Annotated in this window: 17 protein-coding genes; 2 read left to right on the top strand and 15 right to left on the bottom strand. The window is 68.6% G+C overall.

Annotated elements, in window-relative coordinates; genetic code table 11:
• Nucleotides 1-15 precede the first annotated feature (15 nt).
• The 7 genes from ntrC to SMCB_RS00860 all read right to left on the bottom strand — a co-directional run bounded on the left by ntrC (nt 16) and on the right by SMCB_RS00860 (nt 7,776).
• The gene (gene ntrC / locus SMCB_RS00890) at nt 16-1,644 is read right to left on the bottom strand and encodes a nitrogen regulation protein NR(I) (RefSeq protein ID WP_045534396.1); all 1,629 of its coding nucleotides are present in this window, start codon (nt 1,642-1,644) and stop codon (nt 16-18) included.
• An 89-nt stretch (nt 1,645-1,733) separates the two neighbouring features.
• On the bottom strand, nt 1,734-2,828 hold the full coding sequence (glnL, locus tag SMCB_RS00885) for a nitrogen regulation protein NR(II) (protein ID WP_045534394.1): 1,095 nt from the start codon (nt 2,826-2,828) through the stop codon (nt 1,734-1,736).
• Between the two features lie 9 nt (nt 2,829-2,837).
• Entirely contained in the window at nt 2,838-3,575 is a 738-nt protein-coding gene (locus tag SMCB_RS00880) for a hypothetical protein (protein ID WP_052468353.1), read from the bottom strand.
• 35 nt (nt 3,576-3,610) lie between these two features.
• Nucleotides 3,611-5,026 carry a type I glutamate--ammonia ligase gene (glnA, locus tag SMCB_RS00875; protein ID WP_045534392.1) on the bottom strand — a complete coding sequence of 472 codons (1,416 nt, stop codon included), beginning with the start codon at nt 5,024-5,026 and terminating at the stop codon, nt 3,611-3,613.
• Nucleotides 5,027-5,226: 200 nt separating this feature from the next.
• On the bottom strand, nt 5,227-6,048 hold the full coding sequence (locus tag SMCB_RS00870) for a competence/damage-inducible protein A (RefSeq protein ID WP_045534391.1): 822 nt from the start codon (nt 6,046-6,048) through the stop codon (nt 5,227-5,229).
• A complete protein-coding gene (locus SMCB_RS00865; protein ID WP_045534389.1) occupies nt 6,045-6,983 on the bottom strand; it encodes an EI24 domain-containing protein in 939 nt (312 codons plus the stop codon). Before SMCB_RS00865 ends, SMCB_RS00870 begins: the two co-directional genes overlap by 4 nt.
• Before the next feature lie 16 nt (nt 6,984-6,999).
• Nucleotides 7,000-7,776 (bottom strand): 16S rRNA pseudouridine(516) synthase, encoded by a 777-nt coding sequence (locus SMCB_RS00860; RefSeq protein ID WP_045537314.1) that lies wholly within the window; start codon nt 7,774-7,776, stop codon nt 7,000-7,002.
• A gap of 149 nt (nt 7,777-7,925) precedes the next feature.
• On the opposite strand from SMCB_RS00860, the gene SMCB_RS00855 reads away from it, so the two are divergent.
• Complete coding sequence (locus tag SMCB_RS00855; protein WP_045534387.1) at nt 7,926-8,507, top strand: DUF2062 domain-containing protein; 582 nt, start codon at nt 7,926-7,928, stop codon at nt 8,505-8,507.
• 24 nt (nt 8,508-8,531) lie between these two features.
• Here the strand turns inward: SMCB_RS00855 and SMCB_RS00850 are convergent, their stop codons facing one another.
• The 5 genes from SMCB_RS00850 to SMCB_RS00830 all read right to left on the bottom strand — a co-directional run bounded on the left by SMCB_RS00850 (nt 8,532) and on the right by SMCB_RS00830 (nt 14,082).
• Complete coding sequence (locus SMCB_RS00850; RefSeq protein WP_045534385.1) at nt 8,532-9,836, bottom strand: heme biosynthesis protein HemY; 1,305 nt, start codon at nt 9,834-9,836, stop codon at nt 8,532-8,534.
• Nucleotides 9,837-9,857: 21 nt separating this feature from the next.
• Entirely contained in the window at nt 9,858-11,180 is a 1,323-nt protein-coding gene (locus tag SMCB_RS00845; RefSeq protein ID WP_045534383.1) for a uroporphyrinogen-III C-methyltransferase, read from the bottom strand.
• Nucleotides 11,177-11,932, bottom strand: a complete 756-nt coding sequence (locus SMCB_RS00840; RefSeq protein ID WP_045534381.1) for a uroporphyrinogen-III synthase — start codon at nt 11,930-11,932, stop codon at nt 11,177-11,179. Before SMCB_RS00840 ends, SMCB_RS00845 begins: the two co-directional genes overlap by 4 nt.
• Nucleotides 11,933-12,067: 135 nt before the next feature.
• The gene (gene hemC / locus SMCB_RS00835; protein WP_045534379.1) at nt 12,068-13,090 is read right to left on the bottom strand and encodes a hydroxymethylbilane synthase; all 1,023 of its coding nucleotides are present in this window, start codon (nt 13,088-13,090) and stop codon (nt 12,068-12,070) included.
• A gap of 95 nt (nt 13,091-13,185) precedes the next feature.
• Entirely contained in the window at nt 13,186-14,082 is an 897-nt protein-coding gene (locus tag SMCB_RS00830) for a LytR/AlgR family response regulator transcription factor (RefSeq protein ID WP_338056280.1), read from the bottom strand.
• Nucleotides 14,083-14,302: 220 nt separating this feature from the next.
• Between SMCB_RS00830 and argH the strand changes: the two genes are divergently transcribed.
• On the top strand, nt 14,303-15,781 hold the full coding sequence (gene argH, locus SMCB_RS00825) for an argininosuccinate lyase (RefSeq protein WP_045534375.1): 1,479 nt from the start codon (nt 14,303-14,305) through the stop codon (nt 15,779-15,781).
• Nucleotides 15,782-15,826: 45 nt separating this feature from the next.
• On the opposite strand, the gene SMCB_RS12050 is transcribed toward argH, so the two are convergent.
• The 3 genes from SMCB_RS12050 to SMCB_RS00810 are packed head-to-tail and all read right to left on the bottom strand — an operon-like array spanning nt 15,827 to nt 20,170.
• Entirely contained in the window at nt 15,827-17,176 is a 1,350-nt protein-coding gene (locus SMCB_RS12050) for a GGDEF domain-containing protein (RefSeq protein ID WP_052468352.1), read from the bottom strand.
• Nucleotides 17,173-18,159, bottom strand: a complete 987-nt coding sequence (locus tag SMCB_RS00815) for a type 1 periplasmic-binding domain-containing protein (protein ID WP_045534374.1) — start codon at nt 18,157-18,159, stop codon at nt 17,173-17,175. The genes SMCB_RS12050 and SMCB_RS00815 overlap by 4 nt, the downstream gene beginning before the upstream one ends.
• A gap of 22 nt (nt 18,160-18,181) precedes the next feature.
• On the bottom strand, nt 18,182-20,170 hold the full coding sequence (locus SMCB_RS00810) for a TonB-dependent receptor plug domain-containing protein (RefSeq protein WP_171820266.1): 1,989 nt from the start codon (nt 20,168-20,170) through the stop codon (nt 18,182-18,184).
• Between the last annotated feature and the right edge of the window lie 250 nt (nt 20,171-20,420).

Genomic DNA, 20,420 nt, shown 5'->3' with positions numbered 1-20,420 from the left:
GGGGCTGGCTCCCTGCTAGCCCAGACCGAGCTCGTGCAGCTTGCGCGTCAGGGTGTTGCGCCCGATGCCCAGCTGCTGCGCCGCTTCGATGCGCCGGCCTTGGGTGTGCGCCAGCGCGGCCTCGAGCAAACGCGCCTCGAAACGGTGCAGCAGCTCGTCCCACACCCCGTCGTGGCCGGCCGCCAGCAGGGCTTGCGCCTGGGCATAGAGGCCCACCTCCCACGCCGCGCCGTCGGCGCAGGCCGATGGTGCGCTGCTCTGGGATGCGCTTCCCGGCGGCGCACTTCCCGGCGATGCGCTGTCCTGTGGCGCGCCGACCCAGCCCGTGCCGCTGGCGGCGAGCGCTGCACCCACCCCACCTGCTGAGCCCGCCCCATCCGCCGCACCGGCCGCACCAACCCCATCCCCTACCCCAGCCGCGCCAGCCCCCGCTCCCACTGCAGCCGAAGCCGCAGCCGAAGCACCCGCTCCAGAAGCCGCCAAGGCCTGCAGCACCTCGGGCGGCAAGTCTTTGCGCTCCACCACTTGGGCCGGCGCCATGACGGTGAGCCAATGGCAGATGTTCTCCAACTGGCGCACATTGCCCGGAAAATCAAAGGCGGCCAAGGCGTTCAGCGCTGGGGTGCTGATGCGCTTGGGATCGACCCCGAGCTGCTTGGCGCTTTGCTGCAAGAAAAAACGCGTCAGCAGCGGCACGTCTTCGCGCCGTTCGCGCAGCGGCGGCAGGCGCAGGCGGATGACGTTGAGGCGGTGCAGCAAGTCTTCGCGAAAGGCGCCTTCGCGCACCCGCTGCTCGAGGTTTTGGTGCGTGGCGGCGATCACCCGCACCTGCGACTTGACGGCGCTGTGGCCGCCGACGCGGTAGAACTGCCCGTCGGAGAGCACGCGCAGCAGCCGCGTTTGCAGCTCAAAAGGCATGTCGCCGATTTCGTCGAGGAACAAGGTGCCGCCCTCGGCCTGCTCGAAGCGGCCGCGGCGCATGGTCTGGGCGCCGGTGAAGGCACCGCGTTCGTGGCCAAAGAGCTCGCTCTCGAGCAGGTCTTTGGGGATGGCGGCGGTGTTGATGGCCACGAACGGCCCGCGCGCGCGCGCCGAGTGCTTGTGCAGCGCCCGCGCCACCAGCTCTTTGCCGGTGCCCGATTCGCCCGTGATCATCACCGTGACTAGGCTTTGGCTCAGGCGCCCGATGGCGCGAAACACGTCTTGCATCGCGCTGGCTTGGCCCAGCATCTCGGGCGCGCCGGCCGCGCCCTCATCGGCCACCTGCTCGCGCTGGCTCTCTTGCATGGCGCGCCGGATCAGCTCGACCGCCGCCGTCAGGTCAAAGGGCTTGGGCAGGTATTCGAAGGCCCCGCCCTGGAACGAGGCCACGGCGCTGTCGAGGTCGGAATAGGCGGTCATGATGATCACCGGCAGACCCGGCAGGTGCTGCTTGACCTGTTGCAACAGCTCCAGCCCGCAGCCGCCCGGCATGCGGATGTCGCTCACCAGTACCTGCGGGCCGGCGTCGTCGCCCGCCACCAGCGCCTCCATCACCTCGCGCGGCTGGCTGAAGCTGCGCGTGGGCAGGCCCTCGCGCTGCAGCGCTTTTTCGAGCACGAAGCGGATCGATTGGTCGTCATCGACGATCCAGATGGGTTTCATGCCTGCGTTCCTTTCGTCGTTTGGGTGCCCCCCTGCAGCCAGCCCGGTTGCGGCCTCGGTTGCGGCCTGAACCGGCAGCCGGCACGCGCTCAAGGCAGGGGGATGAGCAGCTTGAAATCGGTCCGGCCCGGCGCGCTGTCGCACTCGATCAAACCGTGGTGTTGCTGCACGATGGTCTGCGCCAACGTCAGCCCCAAGCCGCAACCGCCTTCGCGCCCCGACACCAGGGGGTAGAAGATGCGGTCTTTGATCGCTTCGGGCACGCCGGGCCCGTTGTCGATCACATGCAATTCCAATGCCAGGCGGTAGCGCTGGCGCCCAAACGTGACCTGGCGCAGCACCCGGCTGCGCAGCACGATCTCGGCGTCGCCGGCGGCGATGCGTGCGCGCAGCGCTTGGGCGGCGTTTTGCGCCAGGTTGAGCACGGCCTGGATGAGCTGTTCGCGGTCGCCGCGAAACTCGGGGATCGAAGGATCGTAATCGCGCTGCACGCGCAAGGCGCGCGGAAACTCGGCCAGCACCAGCGCGCGCACGCGTTCGCAGACCTCGTGGATGTTGACATCGTCCACCACCCGGGCACGCCGGTGCGGCGCCAGCAAGCGATCGACCAAGGCCTGCAGCCGGTCGGCTTCGTGGATGATGACTTGGGCGTATTCGGCCAATTCGCGCGCATCGGGTTCGAGCTGCAGCAACTGCGCCGCGCCGCGGATGCCCCCCAGGGGGTTTTTGATCTCGTGCGCGAGGTTGCGAATCAGCTCTTTGTTGGCGTGCGCCTGCTCGAGCAGGCGCTGCTCGCGCTCTTGGCGCGTTTGCTGCTCCAGCGGCAGCAGCTCCACCACCAACTCGCCCCCGTGCTCGGTTTTGGCCAGCACCACATGCACCGGCAGCGGCTCGTTGTTGAGCCGCACCAGCCACGCGTCGTAGCGGATGACGGCGTATTCGTGGCTGTTGGCGCCTGAAACGGCATTTTGCAGCAGGTTTGGCTCGGTAAACCAGTCGGCCAGGGGCAAGCCTGCCAGCGTGCGCCGCGACAGACCCACCGCGTCTTCGAGCGCGTTGTTGGCGTAGCGGATGGCGCCGCCGGCATCGACCACCGCCACCAGGGTGGCGAGCCGATCCAGGGCTTGGTAATGGGGCCCGCCGGCGACGGCGGGCACAGTACGTGGCCGCGTGGTGGCCTTCATGCGCCGGACCTAACGGGCAGGGCCAGACGCAGAGGGCGCTGCGGGCAGAGGAATAAACTGCCCAGCCGCTGGCCCAGCCACCGCCCGCGCCGCAGTTCCAGTACCGACCACGCTGGCCGAGGGGCCCGCCGCAGCGCCACCCTGAGCAGCAGCAGCGGTCGTTTGCACCGACGGCAAGCGGCCGATTTCGCGCTCGATCGCCGTCACGTCGCCTTGGGCGCGCTCGAGCCGGCGCCGCAGCTCCTCGGTGCGCTGCGCCAGCCGGGCTTCGTCGCCGCGCTCGCTGGGCAGCGGCTGCGGTCGACCTTGGTTGAATTCGGCTTGCAGTTCACGCACGCGCTCTTGCGCACGGCGCAGTTCGGTTTCCAAGATCAGGCGCGCATCGCGGTCCCGAGCTTGTTGCTCGGAGCGATCCACGCGCTGGCTCGGGGGGCGCGGCTCGGTGCTGGCTGGAGCGCGCGGAGCGGAATTGGAGGCAACGGGGCTGCTGGCAGCCGCACCCGCCGCCTGATTCGCTGCCGGACGGCGGCCCTCGACGATGCTCAGGTTGCCACCTTGAAGCAAGCGGCAGCCGCGGGCTTCCGGCCGCTCGCCGGGCTGGTTGGTGTACTCGTTGCCGCAGCGCCAGATCTGCCCCTGCGCCAGCGCCGGGGGCGCCACCAGAATGGCAGCGGCGGCCGCAGCAGCCGCCCCAGCCAGCAGCCGCAGCCTGCGCGCACCCACTGTTTTCAAGGCCTTGCTCATCATCCGGCCATGATAGCAGCAGGCGGCGCGCCCCGCCTTTAGTTGCTGAAGTACAGATCGAACTCGGTCGGCGTGACTTCGACCCGGGCGCGCGTGACTTCGCCCATTTTGAGCTCGATGTAGGCGTCGAGCATGGCGTCGCTGAACACACCGCCTTTGGTCAGGAAGGCGCGGTCTTTGTCCAGGTAGTCCAGCGCTTGATCGAGGCTGTGGCAGACCGTGGGCACCAGCTTGTCCTCTTCGGGCGGCAGGTGGTAGAGGTCTTTGGTCGCGGCTTCGCCGGGGTGGATTTTGTTCTCGACGCCGTCGAGCCCGGCCATCAGCAGCGCGGCAAAACCGAGGTAGGGGTTCATCAGCGGATCGGGGAAGCGCGCTTCCACACGGCGCCCTTTGGGGTTGGCCACGTAGGGGATGCGGATCGAGGCCGAGCGGTTTTTGGCCGAGTACGCCAGCTTCACCGGGGCCTCGAAGTGCGGCACCAGGCGCTTGTAGCTGTTGGTGCCGGGGTTGGTGATGGCGTTGAGGGCGCGCGCGTGCTTGATGATGCCGCCGATGTAGTAGAGCGCAAAATCGCTCAGGCCGGCGTAGCCGTCGCCGGCAAACAGGTTTTTGCCGTCTTTCCAGACCGACTGGTGCACGTGCATGCCGCTGCCGTTGTCGCCGTGGTAGGGCTTGGGCATGAAGGTCGCCGTTTTGCCGTAGCTGTTGGCCACGTTCCAGACCACGTATTTCAGGTTTTGCGTCCAGTCGGCGCGCTCGACCAAGGTGCTGAACTTGGTGCCGATCTCGCACTGGCCAGCACCGGCCACTTCGTGGTGAAAGACCTCGACCGGGATGCCCAGGCTCTCGAGGATCAGCACCATCTCGGCGCGCATGTCGTGCGTGCTATCGACTGGTGGCACCGGAAAGTAGCCGCCCTTGGTGCGCGGGCGGTGGCCGCGGTTGCCGCCTTCGAGCTTGGTGCCGGTGTTCCAAGGCGCTTCGTATTCTTCGATTTCGTAGAAGCTGCGGCCGGGCTCGGTGCTCCAGCGCACGTTGTCGAACAGGAAAAACTCGGGCTCAGGGCCGAAGTAGGCGGTGTCGCCCAAGCCCGAGGCCTTAAGGTAGGATTCGGCGCGGCGGGCGATCGAGCGCGGGTCGCGGTCGTAGGCCTTGCCGTCGCTGGGCTCGACCACATCGCACTGGATGAAGACCGTGGTTTCTTCAAAAAACGGGTCGATCTGGGCCGTGTTCGGGTCCGGCATCAGCAGCATGTCCGAGGCCTCGATGCCCTTCCAGCCAGCGATCGACGAGCCGTCGAAGGCGTGGCCCGAGCTGAACTTGTCTTCGTCGAAGTGCGAAATCGGCACGGTGACGTGCTGCTCTTTGCCACGGGTGTCGGTGAAGCGAAAGTCAACGAACTTGACTTCGTTTTCTTGCACCATGCTCATCACGTCGGCGACGCTTTTGCTCATTTGGGATACTCCGGTTGCGTTGAAAAAAGGGGGGCCAGAAATCTGTGCACAGTTTATAGCAGCAACTGTGCCAACTTGGTGACTGCCCAGCGGCCGGTGCGGCGCTTTGCGGCGGACAAGCCATCGCGCGCACAAGCCGCCCTTGCGCACTTTTTTGGTGCGCACGCGCACCACCGTGGGGCGCACGCGCTCCAGCGGCCCTAGCGCACCACTTCGGGGCCTAGGTGGGCGGCAGCGGCACGCAAGCCGGCCAGCAAATCGGCGTAGGCGGCCTGCACGGCCTGCAACGGCCCCTTGACCCCGAGCTCGAGGTGGCGGCCGTATTCGGGATGGTCCACGCTGGGCAGACTGAACACCTTGCACTGCGGGTGCGTGGCCTCGATCTGCCGCATCAGCGGCGTCAGCTGGGCCTCGATGCCCTGGTACACGATCACCGAGCGCTCGCCCTGCGCGCCGCGCTGAAAATGGGCCGCGTAGTGCTGCTCGAGCAGCCACTCGATCATCGGCCAAGCCATGACGGGAAAGCCGGGTACGGCGTGCAAGGTGGCACCACTGGGGCTGGTGCAGCTGAAACCCGGAATCTGGTTGTAGGGGTTGGGGATGATGCGCGCGCCCTGCGGAAATTCGCCCATTTGCAGGCGCTGCAGGTGCTCGGGGTGCTCGGGCTCAAAGGCGTGACCCTTGAGTGCCGCCAACTGGCGCGAGCGCGCCTCGATCAGCTCGCGCGCCTGCGGGTGCAACTGCAGCCCCACCCCGAGCGCGCTGGCCGCCGCTTGGCGGGTGTGGTCATCGGGTGTGGCGCCGATGCCGCCGCAAGCAAATACCACGTCGCGGCCCGCCAATGCCTCGCGCAAGGTGTGGGTCAGGGCGGATCGGTCGTCGGGTGCAAAGCGCACCCAAGCCAAAGCCAGACCGCACGCGGCCAGCAGCTCGATCACCCGCGGCATGTGCTTGTCGGCGCGCTTGCCCGACAAAATCTCATCGCCGACGACGAGCAAACCAAAACGCGGAACCGGGCTCATGGGCGCTGTGGCGGCAAGCCCGGGGCCGCGGCGTCGGGCGGGTTGAATGGCAGGGCGGCGGGCTGGGCAGCTTCTGGCTCGGGCTCGACCGTGGCGGCGTGGGCCAGTTGCAGATCGGGCTGCAAGGCGGCACTGGTAATGGTTTCAGCGCGCAGCGCTTGCAGCGCCGCCAGCAAGTAGTGCACAAACCACAGCGCGGCCAGCGCAAACACCCACGTGTACACCCACACCGCCACCGGCACCAGCAGCGGGGCCATGGCGATGAACATGGCGCCCGAGGCCCACAGCAAACCGGGGGCCGCACTCAGCAGGCCACTGAACACGCCCATGAGCAGCAGCACGGTGCGGTGGCGGCGCAGCAGCTCGTGCCGTTCGGCGCGGCTGGCGTGCTCGGCCAGCGCGTCGAAGGCCAGCACGCGGTAGCTCAGCCAGCCCAAGATCAGGGGCGGCAGCACCAGCACCAGCGGGGGCACCAGCCACAGCGGCAGCGACACCAGCAACGCCAGCAGCGCCAGCACGGTGTGCCCCAGCGACCAGCCCAAACTGCCCAGCCACGAGCCGCCCCGGTGCCGCTCTAGGGTGGCAAAGCGGCGCCGCGCCACCAGCTCGACCGCCACCGGCGTGAGCACCACGGCCACCAGCAGCAAGGTGGCGAGCACGATCAGCGGCGTGGCCAGCAGCAGCACGATCAGCGGCGCCAGCACGGCTTGCAGAAAACCCAGCCCGACCGACTCCAGCCACTGCAGGGCAAACACCACCAGCGCCCACTGCTCGAGCCAGAGCTGCACCGAAGCGATGGCTCCATCCCAAAAAAAATAGGCCAGCGCAAAGGCCGCCAGCACCATCAGCAGCAGCGGGATGAGAGACCAAGCGATGACGCGCGGGTGCAGGCTATAGGCCAGCGCGCGCCAGAAGGAGTCGAGGGCCAAGCGCATAGGGAACCATTGTGTATCAGATAGCGTCGGGGTGCACGTGCGCCGCCGCCACAAGGGGGGTGGATTGACGGGCCTGCAAGGACTGCACCTGCTCCGGCGTCAACCAGCGCCACTCGCCGGCTTTAAGGTCGTCGGGCAGGGTCACGGGGCCGATGCGGCTGCGGTGCAGGGCCTCGACCCGGTTGCCCACGGCCGCCAGCATGCGCTTGACCTGGTGGTACTTTCCCTCGGTGAGCGTCAGGCGCAGGTGGTGCGCGTCCACCGCCTCGCAGGCCGCGGCCCGCACCGGCTTCGGGTCGTCGTCGAGCACCACGCCTTGCAGCAGGCGCTCGATCTGGTCCGCCTGCAGCGGGTGTTTGCAAGTCAACTCGTACACCTTGGGCACGTGGTGGCGCGGGGAGGCCATGCGGTGGATGAAGGCGCCATCGTCGCTGAGCAAGAGCAGGCCGGTGGTGTCTTGATCGAGCCGGCCCACCGCCTGCACGCCGCTGGCCGCGCCCCCCGGGCGCTGGCGCAGGGGGCTGGGCAGCAGGCTATAAACGCTGGGCCACGCGCCCGGTTTTTGCGAGCATTCGTAGCCGGCGGGCTTGTGCAACATCAGATACGCCAGACGCTGGTGCGTCCAGCGCTGGCCTTGCACCCAAAACACCAGCCCCTCGGGCTCGCACTCCAGCCACGGGTCGCGGCAGATCTGGGCGGGCTCGCCCAGCGCCACCCAACCTTGCTCGACCAGTCCGCTGCACACGCGCCGCGTGCCAAAGCCTTGGCTATACAAAATTTCTTGCAGTTGCATGGGGGCGAGCATAGCGGGCTTTGACCGGCGCCAATGCCACAGCTGTGCTCTGTGGGGCCGATTTTTCCGTTTTGCGCCGTCTGCCCTGATAGCCCTTCGACGACAATAGGTGGACTGAGCGCAAGCCAGCGCCTTATCCCTCCCCCTCCATGCTCGACCGCCTCAAAAAGCTCATGCCCGAGCGCGAACGCCTGCAGCAAAACCGCTGGCTGCGCTGGCTAAGGCCTTGGTTGGGGCACCCACGGCTGTGGCACCTGAGCCGCAAGGGTGTGGCGCTGGGCATGGCGATCGGGGTTTTTTTTGGGCTTTTGATCCCGGTGGCGCAAATTCCGGCCTCGGCGGTGGTCTCGGTGCTGCTGCGCGCGCACCTGCCTGCGGCGGCGGCCAGCACGCTGGTGACCAACCCCGTCACCTTTGCCCCGGTGTACTACGCCGCGTATGAACTGGGCCGGGTGATCCTGCAAGAGAGCGCCGCCACCGAAGAGGAGTTGGCCCGCATCGTCGAGCGCAAAGCCGAGGACCACGTGCAGGCCGGCGAGCTGACCCTGACACAGCAGATCCAACAAGGCTGGAGCAGATTGGGCGAAATAGGCAGACCGCTGATCTTGGGGCTGTCGATCTTGGCCGTTACCCTCGGTTTGACGGTGTATTTTGGGGTCAGCGCCATCTGGACGCTGCGGGTGCGCCTAGCGCGCCGGCAGCGCTTGCGCAAAATGCGCAACCCCGATTGACTCGGCCGCCGGCGGGTTCCTCCTTCAGCAGGCAGCGGCTTGCTTCCAGGCCTGTTGCGCCGCCGCCTCGTCGCCGCGCTGCTCGGCCAGTTGCGCCAGCGCACACCAAGCGCGGCGGCGCAATCCGGCATCTTGCAGGCTGCGGCTGGCTTGTTGCAGCATCTGGCCCGCCTTGCCCCAGAGCTGGCGCTGCAGCAAGGCCAGGCCGCAGAGGTACTGCAGCCCGGCGTCGGCTGGGCGGGCGGCCTGCACCGCATCCAGCTGCGCCAACCAGCGCGCATCGAGCGCGGGCAGCCAGTCTTGCAACACCCGGATGCTGCGCTGCTGCGCCAAGCCCTCGAGTTGCGGGTAGGCCGCCAGCAGGGTTTGCAGGGCCTCGTCGCGCCAGCGATAGGCCTCGGGCAGGGGCACAGCCGCAGCAACGCCGGCAACCCCATCGCTTCCCTCAGACCCCTGGGGCCACAGACGCAACCCCTGCTGCAAAAACTCCAGCGCCAGCCCGGCATCGGCGCGCTCCCGGGCGTCCAGTCCTTTCCAGACGCGCAGCAACTGCTCGGCGTCGTGGGTTTGCTGCAAGGCCTCGCTCACCAGCGTGTGCAGCAAGCGCGCGGCGATGGCGCTGGAAAAAGCCTTGTGTTTTTTGAGCTGGCGCACCATCTCGATCGCGCCCACGCTGTCGCGCTCGAGCTGCGCCAGCTTGAGGCGCAGCCGCAGCGCCTGGATGCGCCGCGCCGCGCCTTGGGGCAATTGCTGCCACCAGTGGCGCGCTTGCACCGCGTCGCGGGCCTCGATCGCCCAGGCGCTGGCGCGCAGCAGGGCGGCCTCGCGCGCCGCCGCCGCATCGGGTCCAGCGCCGGCCAGCGCGGCTTCGATGGTGGCGTCGCGCCGCCCGGTGTTGCCCAAGCTGTGGGCGCTCTCGGCCAGCAGCAGGCGGGCCAGCAGCAGCCAGCGACCCTGGTGCGCGAGTGTGCCTTCGGGCAAGCGCTCGAGCACCTGCAGCGCCTGCTCGGCGCTGGTTTGGGCGCGCACAAACCGCCCCGCCCAGTGCTGGACCAAGGCCTCGAGCAGCCCGACATAGACCGCCTTTTCTTGCTGGCGCTGGCGCCAGCGCTGGGCCCGCTGCGGCAAGGCGCGCAGCAGGGCAATGCCGCGCAGCGCCAGATGCAGCAGCACGAAACCCAGCAGCAAGCCGATCAGCACCAGGTTGAGCGACAAATCGACGCGCCACGGCGGCCAGAAAACGCTCACGATCGCCTGGTTGTCACCCAGCAGCAAGGCTGCCACCACCGCCACGGCGGCCAGCAGCAAAAACCAGAGCACGTTTTTCATGTCGGTACCGGGCCCCCGTGGTCAGCGGCCGCCCGCGGCGATCTGCAGCGCCGCCAGCGTGGCGTCGGGCCGGGGCAGATCGGGCTGTTGCATGTCGGCTTGCAGTTGCGCCAGTTGTTCGAGCGCGCGTTGGGTCTCGGGGGCGTCGGGGTTGAAGTAGCGCTGCATCAGCGCCTGCACCGCTTGCACGTCGGCCCGGGCGGCGTCGAACTGGCGCGTCAACACGCCCAAGCGCGCGCTGAGCAATTTGATGCGGATGTTCTCACGCAAAAAATAGGCCTGCTCGGGCGCCAACAGGGCCGCCTCGGGCTCGTCGATGCGGCTGATGCGGATCAGGTCGGCGCTGCTATGGCGCAGTTGCTGCCACAGCGCTGCGCCCACGCCGCTGCCCGTCTGCCCCACCCAGCCCCAGGCGCGGGCCCAAATCGAGGCCTCTTCGGGAACTGCTGGGGTCGGATCGGCGGCAACCGGGGCCGGTTCATTGGCCGCTGGGGCCGCCGCGTTGGCCGCCACAACCGCTGCCTCGGCAGGGGCCTGGGCCGCTGGAGCGGCCAGCAGCAGCGTTGCAGGGCCCGGGGCAAGCGCTGCAGCCGGCAAGGGCTGATTGAGCAGCGGCCACTGATCGACTCGGCGCGCCAGCGCGTCCAGCCGCTGCGCCAGCGCGGGGGCATCGGCCCATTGGGCGGCTTGCAGGCGCTCGATGTCGGCGGCGATCGCGCGCTGCACCGGATTGAGGCGCGGCTGCGCTGCGCGGGCGATGCGCTGCTCGGCTCCGCGCAAGGCCGAAATAAGCGGCTGCACGCTGCCCGTGAGTTGGCTTTGCTGCTGGGCAAAGCGCACGCTGGACTCGAGATCGTGCACCAGCGAGTCGTCGCGCGTGCGCGCCACGGCGAGCATGAGCTCCTCGAGCTGGCTGCGCTGCAACGCCACTTCGGACAAGCGCAACTCGGCCAAGCCCAAGCGCGCTGCCAGGTCTTTGGACTGTGCCTCGGCCGCAGCAGCCAGCTCGCGTGCCGCCACCGCCTCGGCCAAGCTGTCGGCGGCGCGGCGCGCCATCTCCTGCTCGCTGCGCTCCACCCGTTGCACCAGCGTGTAGGTCCAGGCCAATGCCACCAGCGCCAACACCAAAGCCAAGCCCAGCAGCCACGTCGGGGACGAAAACCCACTGGCTCGCTCTGGGCGCGAAGCGGCGGCGGCGGCTAGCGGGGTCGCGCTGGTGCCCTCGCCGCTGCTTGGGCCGCTGAGGCTGCTCGCGCTGTACGCCCGCGCCGGCTCTGGCGACGGCGCGGGGGCCGCAGCAGCAGGAGGGGCCGCGGGCCGATCGGGGCTGGGTGGTTCGGTCATGGGGCAGGCAATTCGGACAAGGCGCGCAACAAATCGTCGATTGTCGGGCGGTGAGCCATTATTTCGCCAAAACCCAGTCGTTTGGCTGACGCCGCGATGCGCGGATGCGACACCAGCGCCACCGATTGCGCCCACGGTCCATCGGGCAGCAGTTGCTGCAGATGCTGTATCGCCTCGGAGCTGCTGAGCAACCACACCGCCCCGTTGCGCACCCATTCGCGCACCCGTTCGGCGGTACCCGCATCCCACTGCGGCGCGCGGCGGCTGTAGGCCACGCAGCTGTGCACCTGCCCGCCGTGCGCCCGGCATTGCTGCTCCAGCCAGTCGCGGCCCAAACGGCCATCGGCCGACTGACCGCGCACCACCCACAAGCGGTGGCCAGGGTGCAATTGGGGCTGCACCACGGCCCACAGGGCTTCGGAGTCGAACTGCGCCGAATTCGCCGGCGGCTGGTCGATCTGCTCGGGCGCGATTCCGGCCGCTTGCAACGCGGCCGCCGTGCCCGGGCCCGGCGCCCAGCAACGCGCGGTGATCGGTGGCCCATCGGGGCTGCAAAAGTGCCGCACTGCTTGGGTGCTGACGAACATCAGGGCATCGCAGCCCGCCGCCTGCAGGTGCGCTTGGTGGCGGGCCTGCGGGTCGAGCGCGGAGGAGATTTCAATCAGCGCCAGCGCCTCAGCCGGCCAACCGGCGGCTTGCACGGCTTGCACCCAGGCGGTGGCCTCGGGCGCCGGCCGCGTCACGAGCAACATGCGGCGGTGGGAGTGGCCACTCGCAAGGCGGGTCGCAGGGCTATCTTGAGGCATGAAAGAAGTCTGGCCTGGCGTGACGGGGGGTTTGCCGCGTTTGTGGGGCGAGGAAGGTGTCGATTTCGGCTTCGGGGGCGCTCAAGCGCCGCTGGCGCGGGCCTGGGCGGCCACACCCAACGCCCCCACCGCCCGCGCTCCGGCACGCAGCAGCTGCTGCGCCACCTGCACCCCGAGCGCGTCTGCCGCCTCCAGGCTATCGACCCAAGCGCTGGCACTGGCGCGCAGCAGCGGCGGCTGCCCAGCAGCAGCACCTTCGGGTTCGCCCCAGGCGGCCTGCAAATGCAGCGTGCCCCCGGCTGGCAGGTGCTCCTGCGCGGGCGCTTGCGCCCAAGTGGCGTAGGCCGCCAGCGGCATGGAGCAGCTACCGCCCAAGGTGCGCGAGACGGCGCGCTCGGCCGTCGCCACCGCCCAAGTGGGCGCGTGGGCCAGCGGCTGCAGCGCCTGCAGCAGCTCGGGGCGGCTGCACAGCACCTCGATGCCCAGCGCGCCCTGCCCGGCGGCGGGCAGCATCTGCTCGGGCTCGAAGCGCTGCCGGATGCGTGCCTCCAGCCCCAGCCGCACGAGGCCCGCCGCCGCCAGCACGATGGCATGGTACTGGCCGGCGTCGAGCTTGCGCAGCCGCGTATCGAGGTTGCCGCGCAAGGGCTCGATGCGCACGTCGTCGCGGCCCAGATCGCGCAACAGGGCGCGCAGCAGCACCACCCGGCGCAGGCTCGAGGTGCCCACCACGGCACCACGGGGCAATTCGGCCAAGCTGGCGCAGTGCGGCGAGACCCAGGCATCGCGCGCGTCCTCGCGCGGCAGCACCGCCGCCAGCTCGAAGCCGGGTGGCAGCTCCATGGGCACGTCTTTGAGCGAATGCACCGCCAAGTCGGCACGGCCCTGCTCCAGCGCCAGCTCCAGCTCTTTGACGAACAGGCCCTTGCCGCCGACCTTGCTCAAGGAGCGGTCCAAGATCTGGTCGCCCAGCGTCGTCATGCCCAGCAGCTCGACCACGTGCCCGCGCTGGCGCAGCAGGGCGCGCACGTGTTCGGCCTGCCACAGCGCTAGGCGGCTTTCGCGGGTGGCGATGGTAAGTGAGCGGGAGGCGACAAGGGTCATAGGGCGGGCACAAGCGAAAAATGGGGCCAAATACGGGTCGGGGCCGCAGCGCAGGCACCACGCCCGACCGTAGGACTTGGGACCTACGCCTGCAATTATCCGCTGCCGGCACCAGGCTTGGCGGGCTTGTCGGCCCCAGCCTGCGGGCGCGAGCCATTGAGCAGCTCGCGCACCAGCGGCAACTGGCGCCTGGATACTGCCAGCGCCTCGGGCACCGCATCGAGGCGCAACCACCAGCCCTCGGGCTCGTCGTGGCCGCTGTGCGCACCGGCTTTTTCGAGCGTGCGCACGCGGTGCCGCGCCACCAGCGCGTTGCGGTGGATGCGCAGCCAGCGCCCCGGGTGAGCCTGGTCCAGTTCGTTCAGCGCGCCCTCGTAGAGGTAACTCTGGGCGGCGGTGCGCACCGTCAGGTACTTGCACTCGGCCTTGATGTACAGGATATCGGCCAGCGGCACACGCACGAGGCTGCCGCGGTCGTGGATCGTGAGCGCCTCGGGCAGCGGGGCGGGCGCCGGCGCGGGGGGCGGGGAGCCGCCCGCCACGGCAGCTGCGGCAGCCGCCACATCAGCCACGGCCACTCCAGCCGCCGCCTGCCCAGCCGCCTGCCGCCAGCGCGCCGCTTTGACCAGCGCCTGCTGCAGGCGCTCGCGCCGCACCGGTTTCGTCAGGTAATCGATGGCCTGCAGCTCGAAGGCCGCCAGCGCGTGCGCGGTGTGCGCAGTCACGAACACCAGCGCCGGCGGCGCCGGCCAGTCGCTGGGCCAATGGCGCAAGCGCTCGGCCAGTTGCAGCCCGTTGAGGCCTGGCATTTGGATGTCGAGCAGCAGCACATCCCAAGCGGCGTGCTGCAAGCGCTCCATGGCCTGCACCGCGTTGGCGGCCTCGCCCACCTCCAGCGGCGCGCCCGCCTCGGCCAAGCTCAGCTCATCGAGCAGCGCCCGCAGCCGCGCCCGCGCCAGCGCCTCGTCATCCACCAGCAACACCCGCAACACCACGGCAGCCCTTTCTCCGCACACGTACAGCCCGTACACCCTGCTCAGCCCACTCGGCTTGCTCAGCCTGCTCAGCCCAGCCGGGCCACGTAAAATTCGGGCTGGCGTTTACAGCCGCATCCATTTTCGCCAATTTTGCCCTGCCCGCGCCCTGTTGCCCGCTCGCCTTGCACGCCCTGAGCTTCCGCACCCTGCCCCCACCCTGCCCCACACCCGCACCATGACTGCCAGCCAACTCGACTCCAAAACCCAGGCCTGGTCGGCCCTGTTCAGCGAACCCGTGAGCGCGCTGGTGCAGCGCTACACCGCCAGCGTGGGATTTGACCAGCGCCTGTGGCGCGCCGACATCCGCGCCAGCCTAGCGCACGCCGAGATGCTGGCGGCGCAAGGCATCATCAGCGCCGCCGACTGGGCCGCCATCGAGCGCGGCATGGCCGGCATCGCGGCCGAGATTGAAGCTGGGCGCTTCGAGTGGAAGCTCGAGCTCGAAGACGTACACCTGAACATCGAAGCGCGCCTGACGCAGCTCGTGGGCGACGCCGGCAAGCGCCTGCACACCGGGCGCAGCCGCAACGACCAAGTGGCCACCGACGTGCGCCTGTGGCTGCGCGACGAGATCGACGGCCTGCAGGCGCTGCTGCAACAACTGCAGCGCGCCTTGGTCGAGGTGGCCGAGCAGCACGTGGACGTGATCATGCCCGGCTTTACCCACCTGCAAGTGGCGCAGCCGGTGAGTTTTGCGCACCATCTGCTGGCTTATGTCGAGATGTTTGCGCGCGACGCCGAGCGCTTGGCCGACGTGCGCCGGCGCACCAACCGGCTGCCGCTGGGCAGCGCGGCGCTGGCCGGCACCCGCTACCCGCTGGACCGCGAGCGCGTGGCGCGCACGCTGGGCATGGTCGATGAGCACGGCCAGCCGCAGTTGTGCCTCAACAGCCTCGACGCCGTGAGCGACCGCGACTTTGCGCTCGAGTTCTGCGCCGCCGCCAGCCTGTGCATGGTGCACCTGAGCCGCCTGAGCGAAGAGCTGATCATCTGGATGAGCCAAAACTTTGGCTTTGTGGCGCTGGCCGACCGCTACACCACCGGCAGTTCGATCATGCCGCAAAAGAAAAACCCCGACGTACCCGAACTTGCGCGCGGCAAGACCGGGCGCGTGATCGGCCACCTGATGGGCCTGCTGGTACTCATGAAAGCCCAGCCGCTGGCCTACAACAAAGACAACCAGGAAGACAAAGAGCCGCTGTTCGACACCGTGGACACGCTGCGCGATACGCTGCGCATTTTTGCCGAGATGATCGGTGGCACGCCCGATGCGGCCACCGGCCTCAAGCAAGGGGGCTTGCGCGTCAACGCCGCTGCCATGGAGCAGGCGGCGCAAAAAGGCTACGCCACCGCCACCGACCTGGCCGACTACCTGGTGCAAAAGGGGCTGCCGTTTCGCGACGCGCACGAGTGCGTGGCGCACGCCGTCAAGGCCGCCAGCAGCCACGCCTGCGGCTTGGCCGAGCTGCCGCTGGCGGTGCTGCAAGGCTTTCACCCGCTGATCGAGGCCGATGTCTATGACTGCCTGAGCCTGCGCGGCTCGCTCGAGGCGCGCTCGACCGTGGGCGGCACGGCGCCGGCCCAAGTGCGGCTGCAGCTGGCGTGCCAGCGCGCGCGGCTCGGGTTGGATGCACCGGCCACCACACCCACCTAAAAACCGCGCCGCTGCTGCTGCGCGGTGTCCCTTGCGCGAGCCGCCTTAAGCCGTCGGCTGCTCCAAGCCCGCAGCAAAACCGCCTTCGGCCACCTCGACCCGGTTGCGACCGTTGCGTTTGGCGCGGTACAGGGCTGTGTCGGCGCGCGCCACCATGCTCGACAGGCTGATGTCGCGCGCATCAAAGGCGGCCACGCCGAAGCTGGCCGTCACACGCAGGCTGCGATCTTTCCAGCGCACCGGGTTGGCCTCAAAATGGCTGCGGATGCGCTCGGCCGCGTGGCGCGCCACGTCGGCGCTGGTGCGCGGCAGCAACACCACGAACTCCTCGCCACCCCAGCGGCAAGGCAGATCGGAATCGCGCATCTGCTCGCGCAACAGCTCAGCCAAGTGCACCAGGGCTGCGTCGCCACAGGGGTGGCCGTGGTTGTCGTTGATAAACTTGAAATGATCTACGTCGAACATGATGAACGAGAGCGGATCTTCGTAGCGCAGGCTGCGCTGGATTTCGGCCTCGGCCAACTCGATGAAGGCACGCCGGCGCAGCAAACCCGTCAGGCCATCGGTGCGCGCCGTGCGCTCTGCCTCGAGCTTTTGCAGGCGCAGTTCGTCGGTGGCTTGCTGCACCTGCTGCATGAGCTCTTCTTGCGTCACGGCGACCTGGCTGGCCATACGGTTGATGCCGCTGGCCAACTGGGCCATCGGGCCGCAGCGCTCCACGTCGGCGCGCGCCTGCAATTGCCCGCCGCCGATGCGGCGCACCACGTCGCTGATGTGGGCCACCGGCCGCGTCACGCTGGAGGCGATCAGGGCCGACAGCAGCGCCGCCAACACCAAGGCTAGGCCGGTGGCCGCCAGCGCCCAAAGCAGCAACTGCCGGCTGCTGCGCTGGAGCGCGCTCAGGTCGTATTCGAGCGCCACGTAACCGAGCACCACCGACTCTGCCACCCCAGACTCCAGCAAGCCGGCGGCCAGCGGATCATCGACCGCCATCAATTGCGAACGCACCTCGTAGATCACCCACAAGCGGTCGCCATTGAGGTGCACGCGGTTGCCTGAAAAATCGGGCAATTGGGCGCCAAAGCGCCCTGCTCCGGCCTGAAAATGCCCGTTGGCGGCGCGCAGCGCCACCGCCACCAAGTCGTCGTCGCTGTCTTTGGTGGCGCCGGCCAGGCGCTGCAGGGTCTGCACGTCGGCGGCAAACAGAGCAAACTCGGCTTGGCTGGCCAGTTGCTTGGCCACGGCTTGCGCCTGATGCTGCTGGGCTTGGAGGAGCTCGAAGCTGTGGCGCTGCACGAACAGCACCAGAAGCACCAACATCACCAGCACCGCCGGCAAGGCGGCAGCCAGCCACAGGCGCAGGCGCATCTGGCGCAGCATGGGGTCGGGGTTCATCGAGCACCCCCCTCTGGCGCGGCACCGGTGCGCTGCATCAGCGCCCCGGCCAGCATGGCCACCGAGGGCAACAGGAGGTTGAGCGAACGTGCCACCGGCTCGTTGATGGCCAGTTCGAACTGGCTGGCCCACTGCTGTTGCAAGCGCACCCCGGGCTGCTGCGCTTTGCGCAGCAGGTCGAGCATCTGCAGCGCCGCTTGGGTGGGGGTGGTGTACAAGCCCAAGGAGGCTCCCGAACGCACATGGGCCTGGGAGAACGACACCACCGGCAGGCGCTGGCGGTAGGCTGCGATCAGCAAATTCTGGAATTGGCTGGGCTGCACCACTTGGGCGTCGGGCAACAGCAGCAGCGCCTCGCTGCTATCGAGCACACGGCTCAGGGCGGCAAAGAGCTCGGCCGGCCCGTCGGATTCGTGCAACTGCGCCGCTTGCATCTGCCAGTGGCGCGCATGCAGGGCCTCTTGCAGCGGCTCGCGCCAGACGCGGGTGGCGGGGCCAAACAGCACAGCCACCCGCGAGCGATCGGGCAAGGCCAGCCGCAGCAGCTCGGCCAAGCGCGGCAGCGGCTGATCCAACCAAGCCACGTGGGTGCGGCCGCGCAGCGCAGCGGGCAATCCCGCCCATGCCGCTTGCGACAGCAGCCCCGCCACCCACGGCATGGCTGGCAAGGCGGGGGGCTGGCGCTGCGCCCAGGCCGCCAGCGCGCGCGCACCCAACAGCATCAGGGCCGAACCCGAAGCCAGCTGCTCCCACTGCGCCCAATCGGACCACAGGCCCGCCTGCAAGGGCAGCGCCGCACCGCTGCGCAGCACGCGCAGCGCCTCGTCCTGGGCCGCGTTGCGCTCTGACATCACCACCCACAGGGGCGAAGGATTTGGATTTGTGGCGGGCTGCGCCACAGCGGGGGCTATCCCTTGCGCCCACAGGTCGGCACTGGCGAGCTGGCCCAAGCCCAGCAGCCCCAAGCCGGCCAGCAAACCCATGCGCCGGGCGGGCTGTTCGGGATCAGAATTCGAGGCGCAGGCTCGCATAGACGCGCCGGTTGCTAAGCCGATTGGGCACGAATTCGTCGATGTCGCCGCCGAGCGACTGCACCACCAAGGCGGCTTCGGCGCGCGCGCCACCCCAGTCGAACGCGCGCGCTAGGCGGGCATCGACGCGGGTGACGGATCCCACCGCACTGGCCGGTGGGCGCCACGACATGCCGTTGTGTTCGTGCAGCATCAGGGCCACGTCCCAGCCGTCGTCCAGCCGCTGAAACCAGGCCACGGTGCTCAGACGGGCGGGCGGCTCGCGGCCTATAGGCCCGGCTTGGTGCCAGCGCATCTGGTTGAAGGACTGGTTCAGGCGCAGTTCGGTGCGCTCACTGGGGCGCCAGATCAGCTGGTACTCGAGCCCGCGCAATGTGAAGCCGGGGGCGTTGACGTACTGGCGCGGCACACCTGAGCGAAACTGGATGAAATCGCCCATGCGCTCTTGGTATAGCCGCACATCCAGATTCACGCGCCCCTCGGCCAAGCTGGCGTGGTAGCCCAGCTCCTGCGCTTGCAAGACCTCGTTGCGCAAAGCCGGGTTCGGGCGGTGGACCGTACCGACTGGCGTACGGTTGATGTAAGCGCGCACATCGGAACTGCGCTCGAACAACAGCGGCGGCCGTTCGGCGCGCGTCAGCCCGGCGCGCAGCGTGTGGCCGGGCGCAAGCTCGTGGTTGAGCATCAGGCGCGGGGCCAAGTAGCTGCCGGTGTCGCTGCGGTAGCCAGCAAACAGTCCGGCGTTGAGCAGCCACCGCGGTGCCGGCGCCCATTCCGCATGCCCGAACACCCGCCAATCGCGCACGCCCACGCGCTCGGTGGTGGTAAACAACACCGGCGCAAAGCTGCTGTCGTCGCGCACACCACCCCCCAGCACCCAGCGCCAGCTCGGCGAGATCACGCGCGTGTGCTCAAGCTCCAGCGCCAGCCGCTGCTCGTGGTAGATTAGGTCGGCGATGTCTGGTGTGGGCGAAAAACTAAATCCAATCGAATCCGTCTGGCTCGGATCGCTGAGGCGCTCTTCGTCCCACGACAAGGTGGCCTTCCACGTGGCCTCAGGGCCATCGGCATGGCGCCATTGCAGCAGCGCGTGGGATTTGCGCAACGCCACGTCACGCTGCGGGTCGTCGGGATTGCTCGCAAACCCATGACCAGCATCCAACTCGCTCAAGCCGGCTTGGAACATCAACTCGGTAGCGGGGCGGGGCTTAAGGTCGGCACGCCAAAGCAGCTGCACGCGCTCGTGGCTGTCGCGCAGGTCGCGCAGGCCGTGGTCGGCGCTGCGGTTCACGCTCAGGCGCTGCGCCAGCCCCGGCGCTCCCCAGCCGATGCGAGCGTAGACGTCGGCCACACCACCGCCACCGGCAGTGAAGCTCACCGCCTGACCGAGCGTGTCGAGCGTGTGGCGCGTCACCACGTTGATGACGCCAAACAGGGCGTGCGCGCCGAAAGCGGTCGAGTTGCTGCCGCGCAGCACCTCGATGCGCTCGACCTCCTCGATCGGCACCGCGTTGAGCGCCCTAAAGCCGCCACCAAAGTAACTGGGACTGTATAGCGAGCGCCCATCGACCAAAATCAGGCTGCGCACCCCGTATTCGTCCACCGGCGCATGGTAAGCCGCCACCAAGTTGGCACCGTTTAGGCCTGCCACCATATAACCCGGCACCAGCCGCAGCGCCTCGGTGATATTGCGCGCACCCGAGCGGCGCAGGGTCTGGCGGTCGAGCACCGTGACGGCACCGGGGGTGTCGGCCAGCGGCTGTGCCAAGCGCGTGACCGACAGCACCTGCAGCGGCGCCTGATCGGCAAAAAAATCGGGCTCGGCTTGCGCCATCAAATCAAACTGGGAAGCTTGTACTCCTTGGGCCAGTAGGGGCGTTTGCGCAGAATCGGCCGCCCCGGGCAGGGCTTGGGCATGCACCGTCGCGCCCGCAACCGTGGCCAAAAAAACCAGCACGCTCATCCATGCCTGCATAGCTTGATGCGCGCGCAGGCTGGCGCATTCACCACGGCTGCAGGGCCGGTGGCAGGCGGCAGGTGGCCGCAGGCTGGGGCTGGGTGGCTGCATGATGCGCTGCAAGGGGGGGGCTGGAAGATGGAAATTGTGATTCTATGCTGCTTGGGTACTTTGGCGCTACCATAGGCTGTTGCAAGTTACCCACTTCCTGCCTACCATCTGGCTTGGCACCCCGCCAACGACCTGCACCACCCGC

Source organism: Serpentinimonas maccroryi (assembly GCF_000828915.1).
Taxonomy (GTDB): domain Bacteria; phylum Pseudomonadota; class Gammaproteobacteria; order Burkholderiales; family Burkholderiaceae_C; genus Serpentinimonas; species Serpentinimonas maccroryi.
The sequence above is the reverse complement of the archived record's forward strand: the minus strand, read 5'-3'. Positions and strand labels throughout refer to the sequence as shown.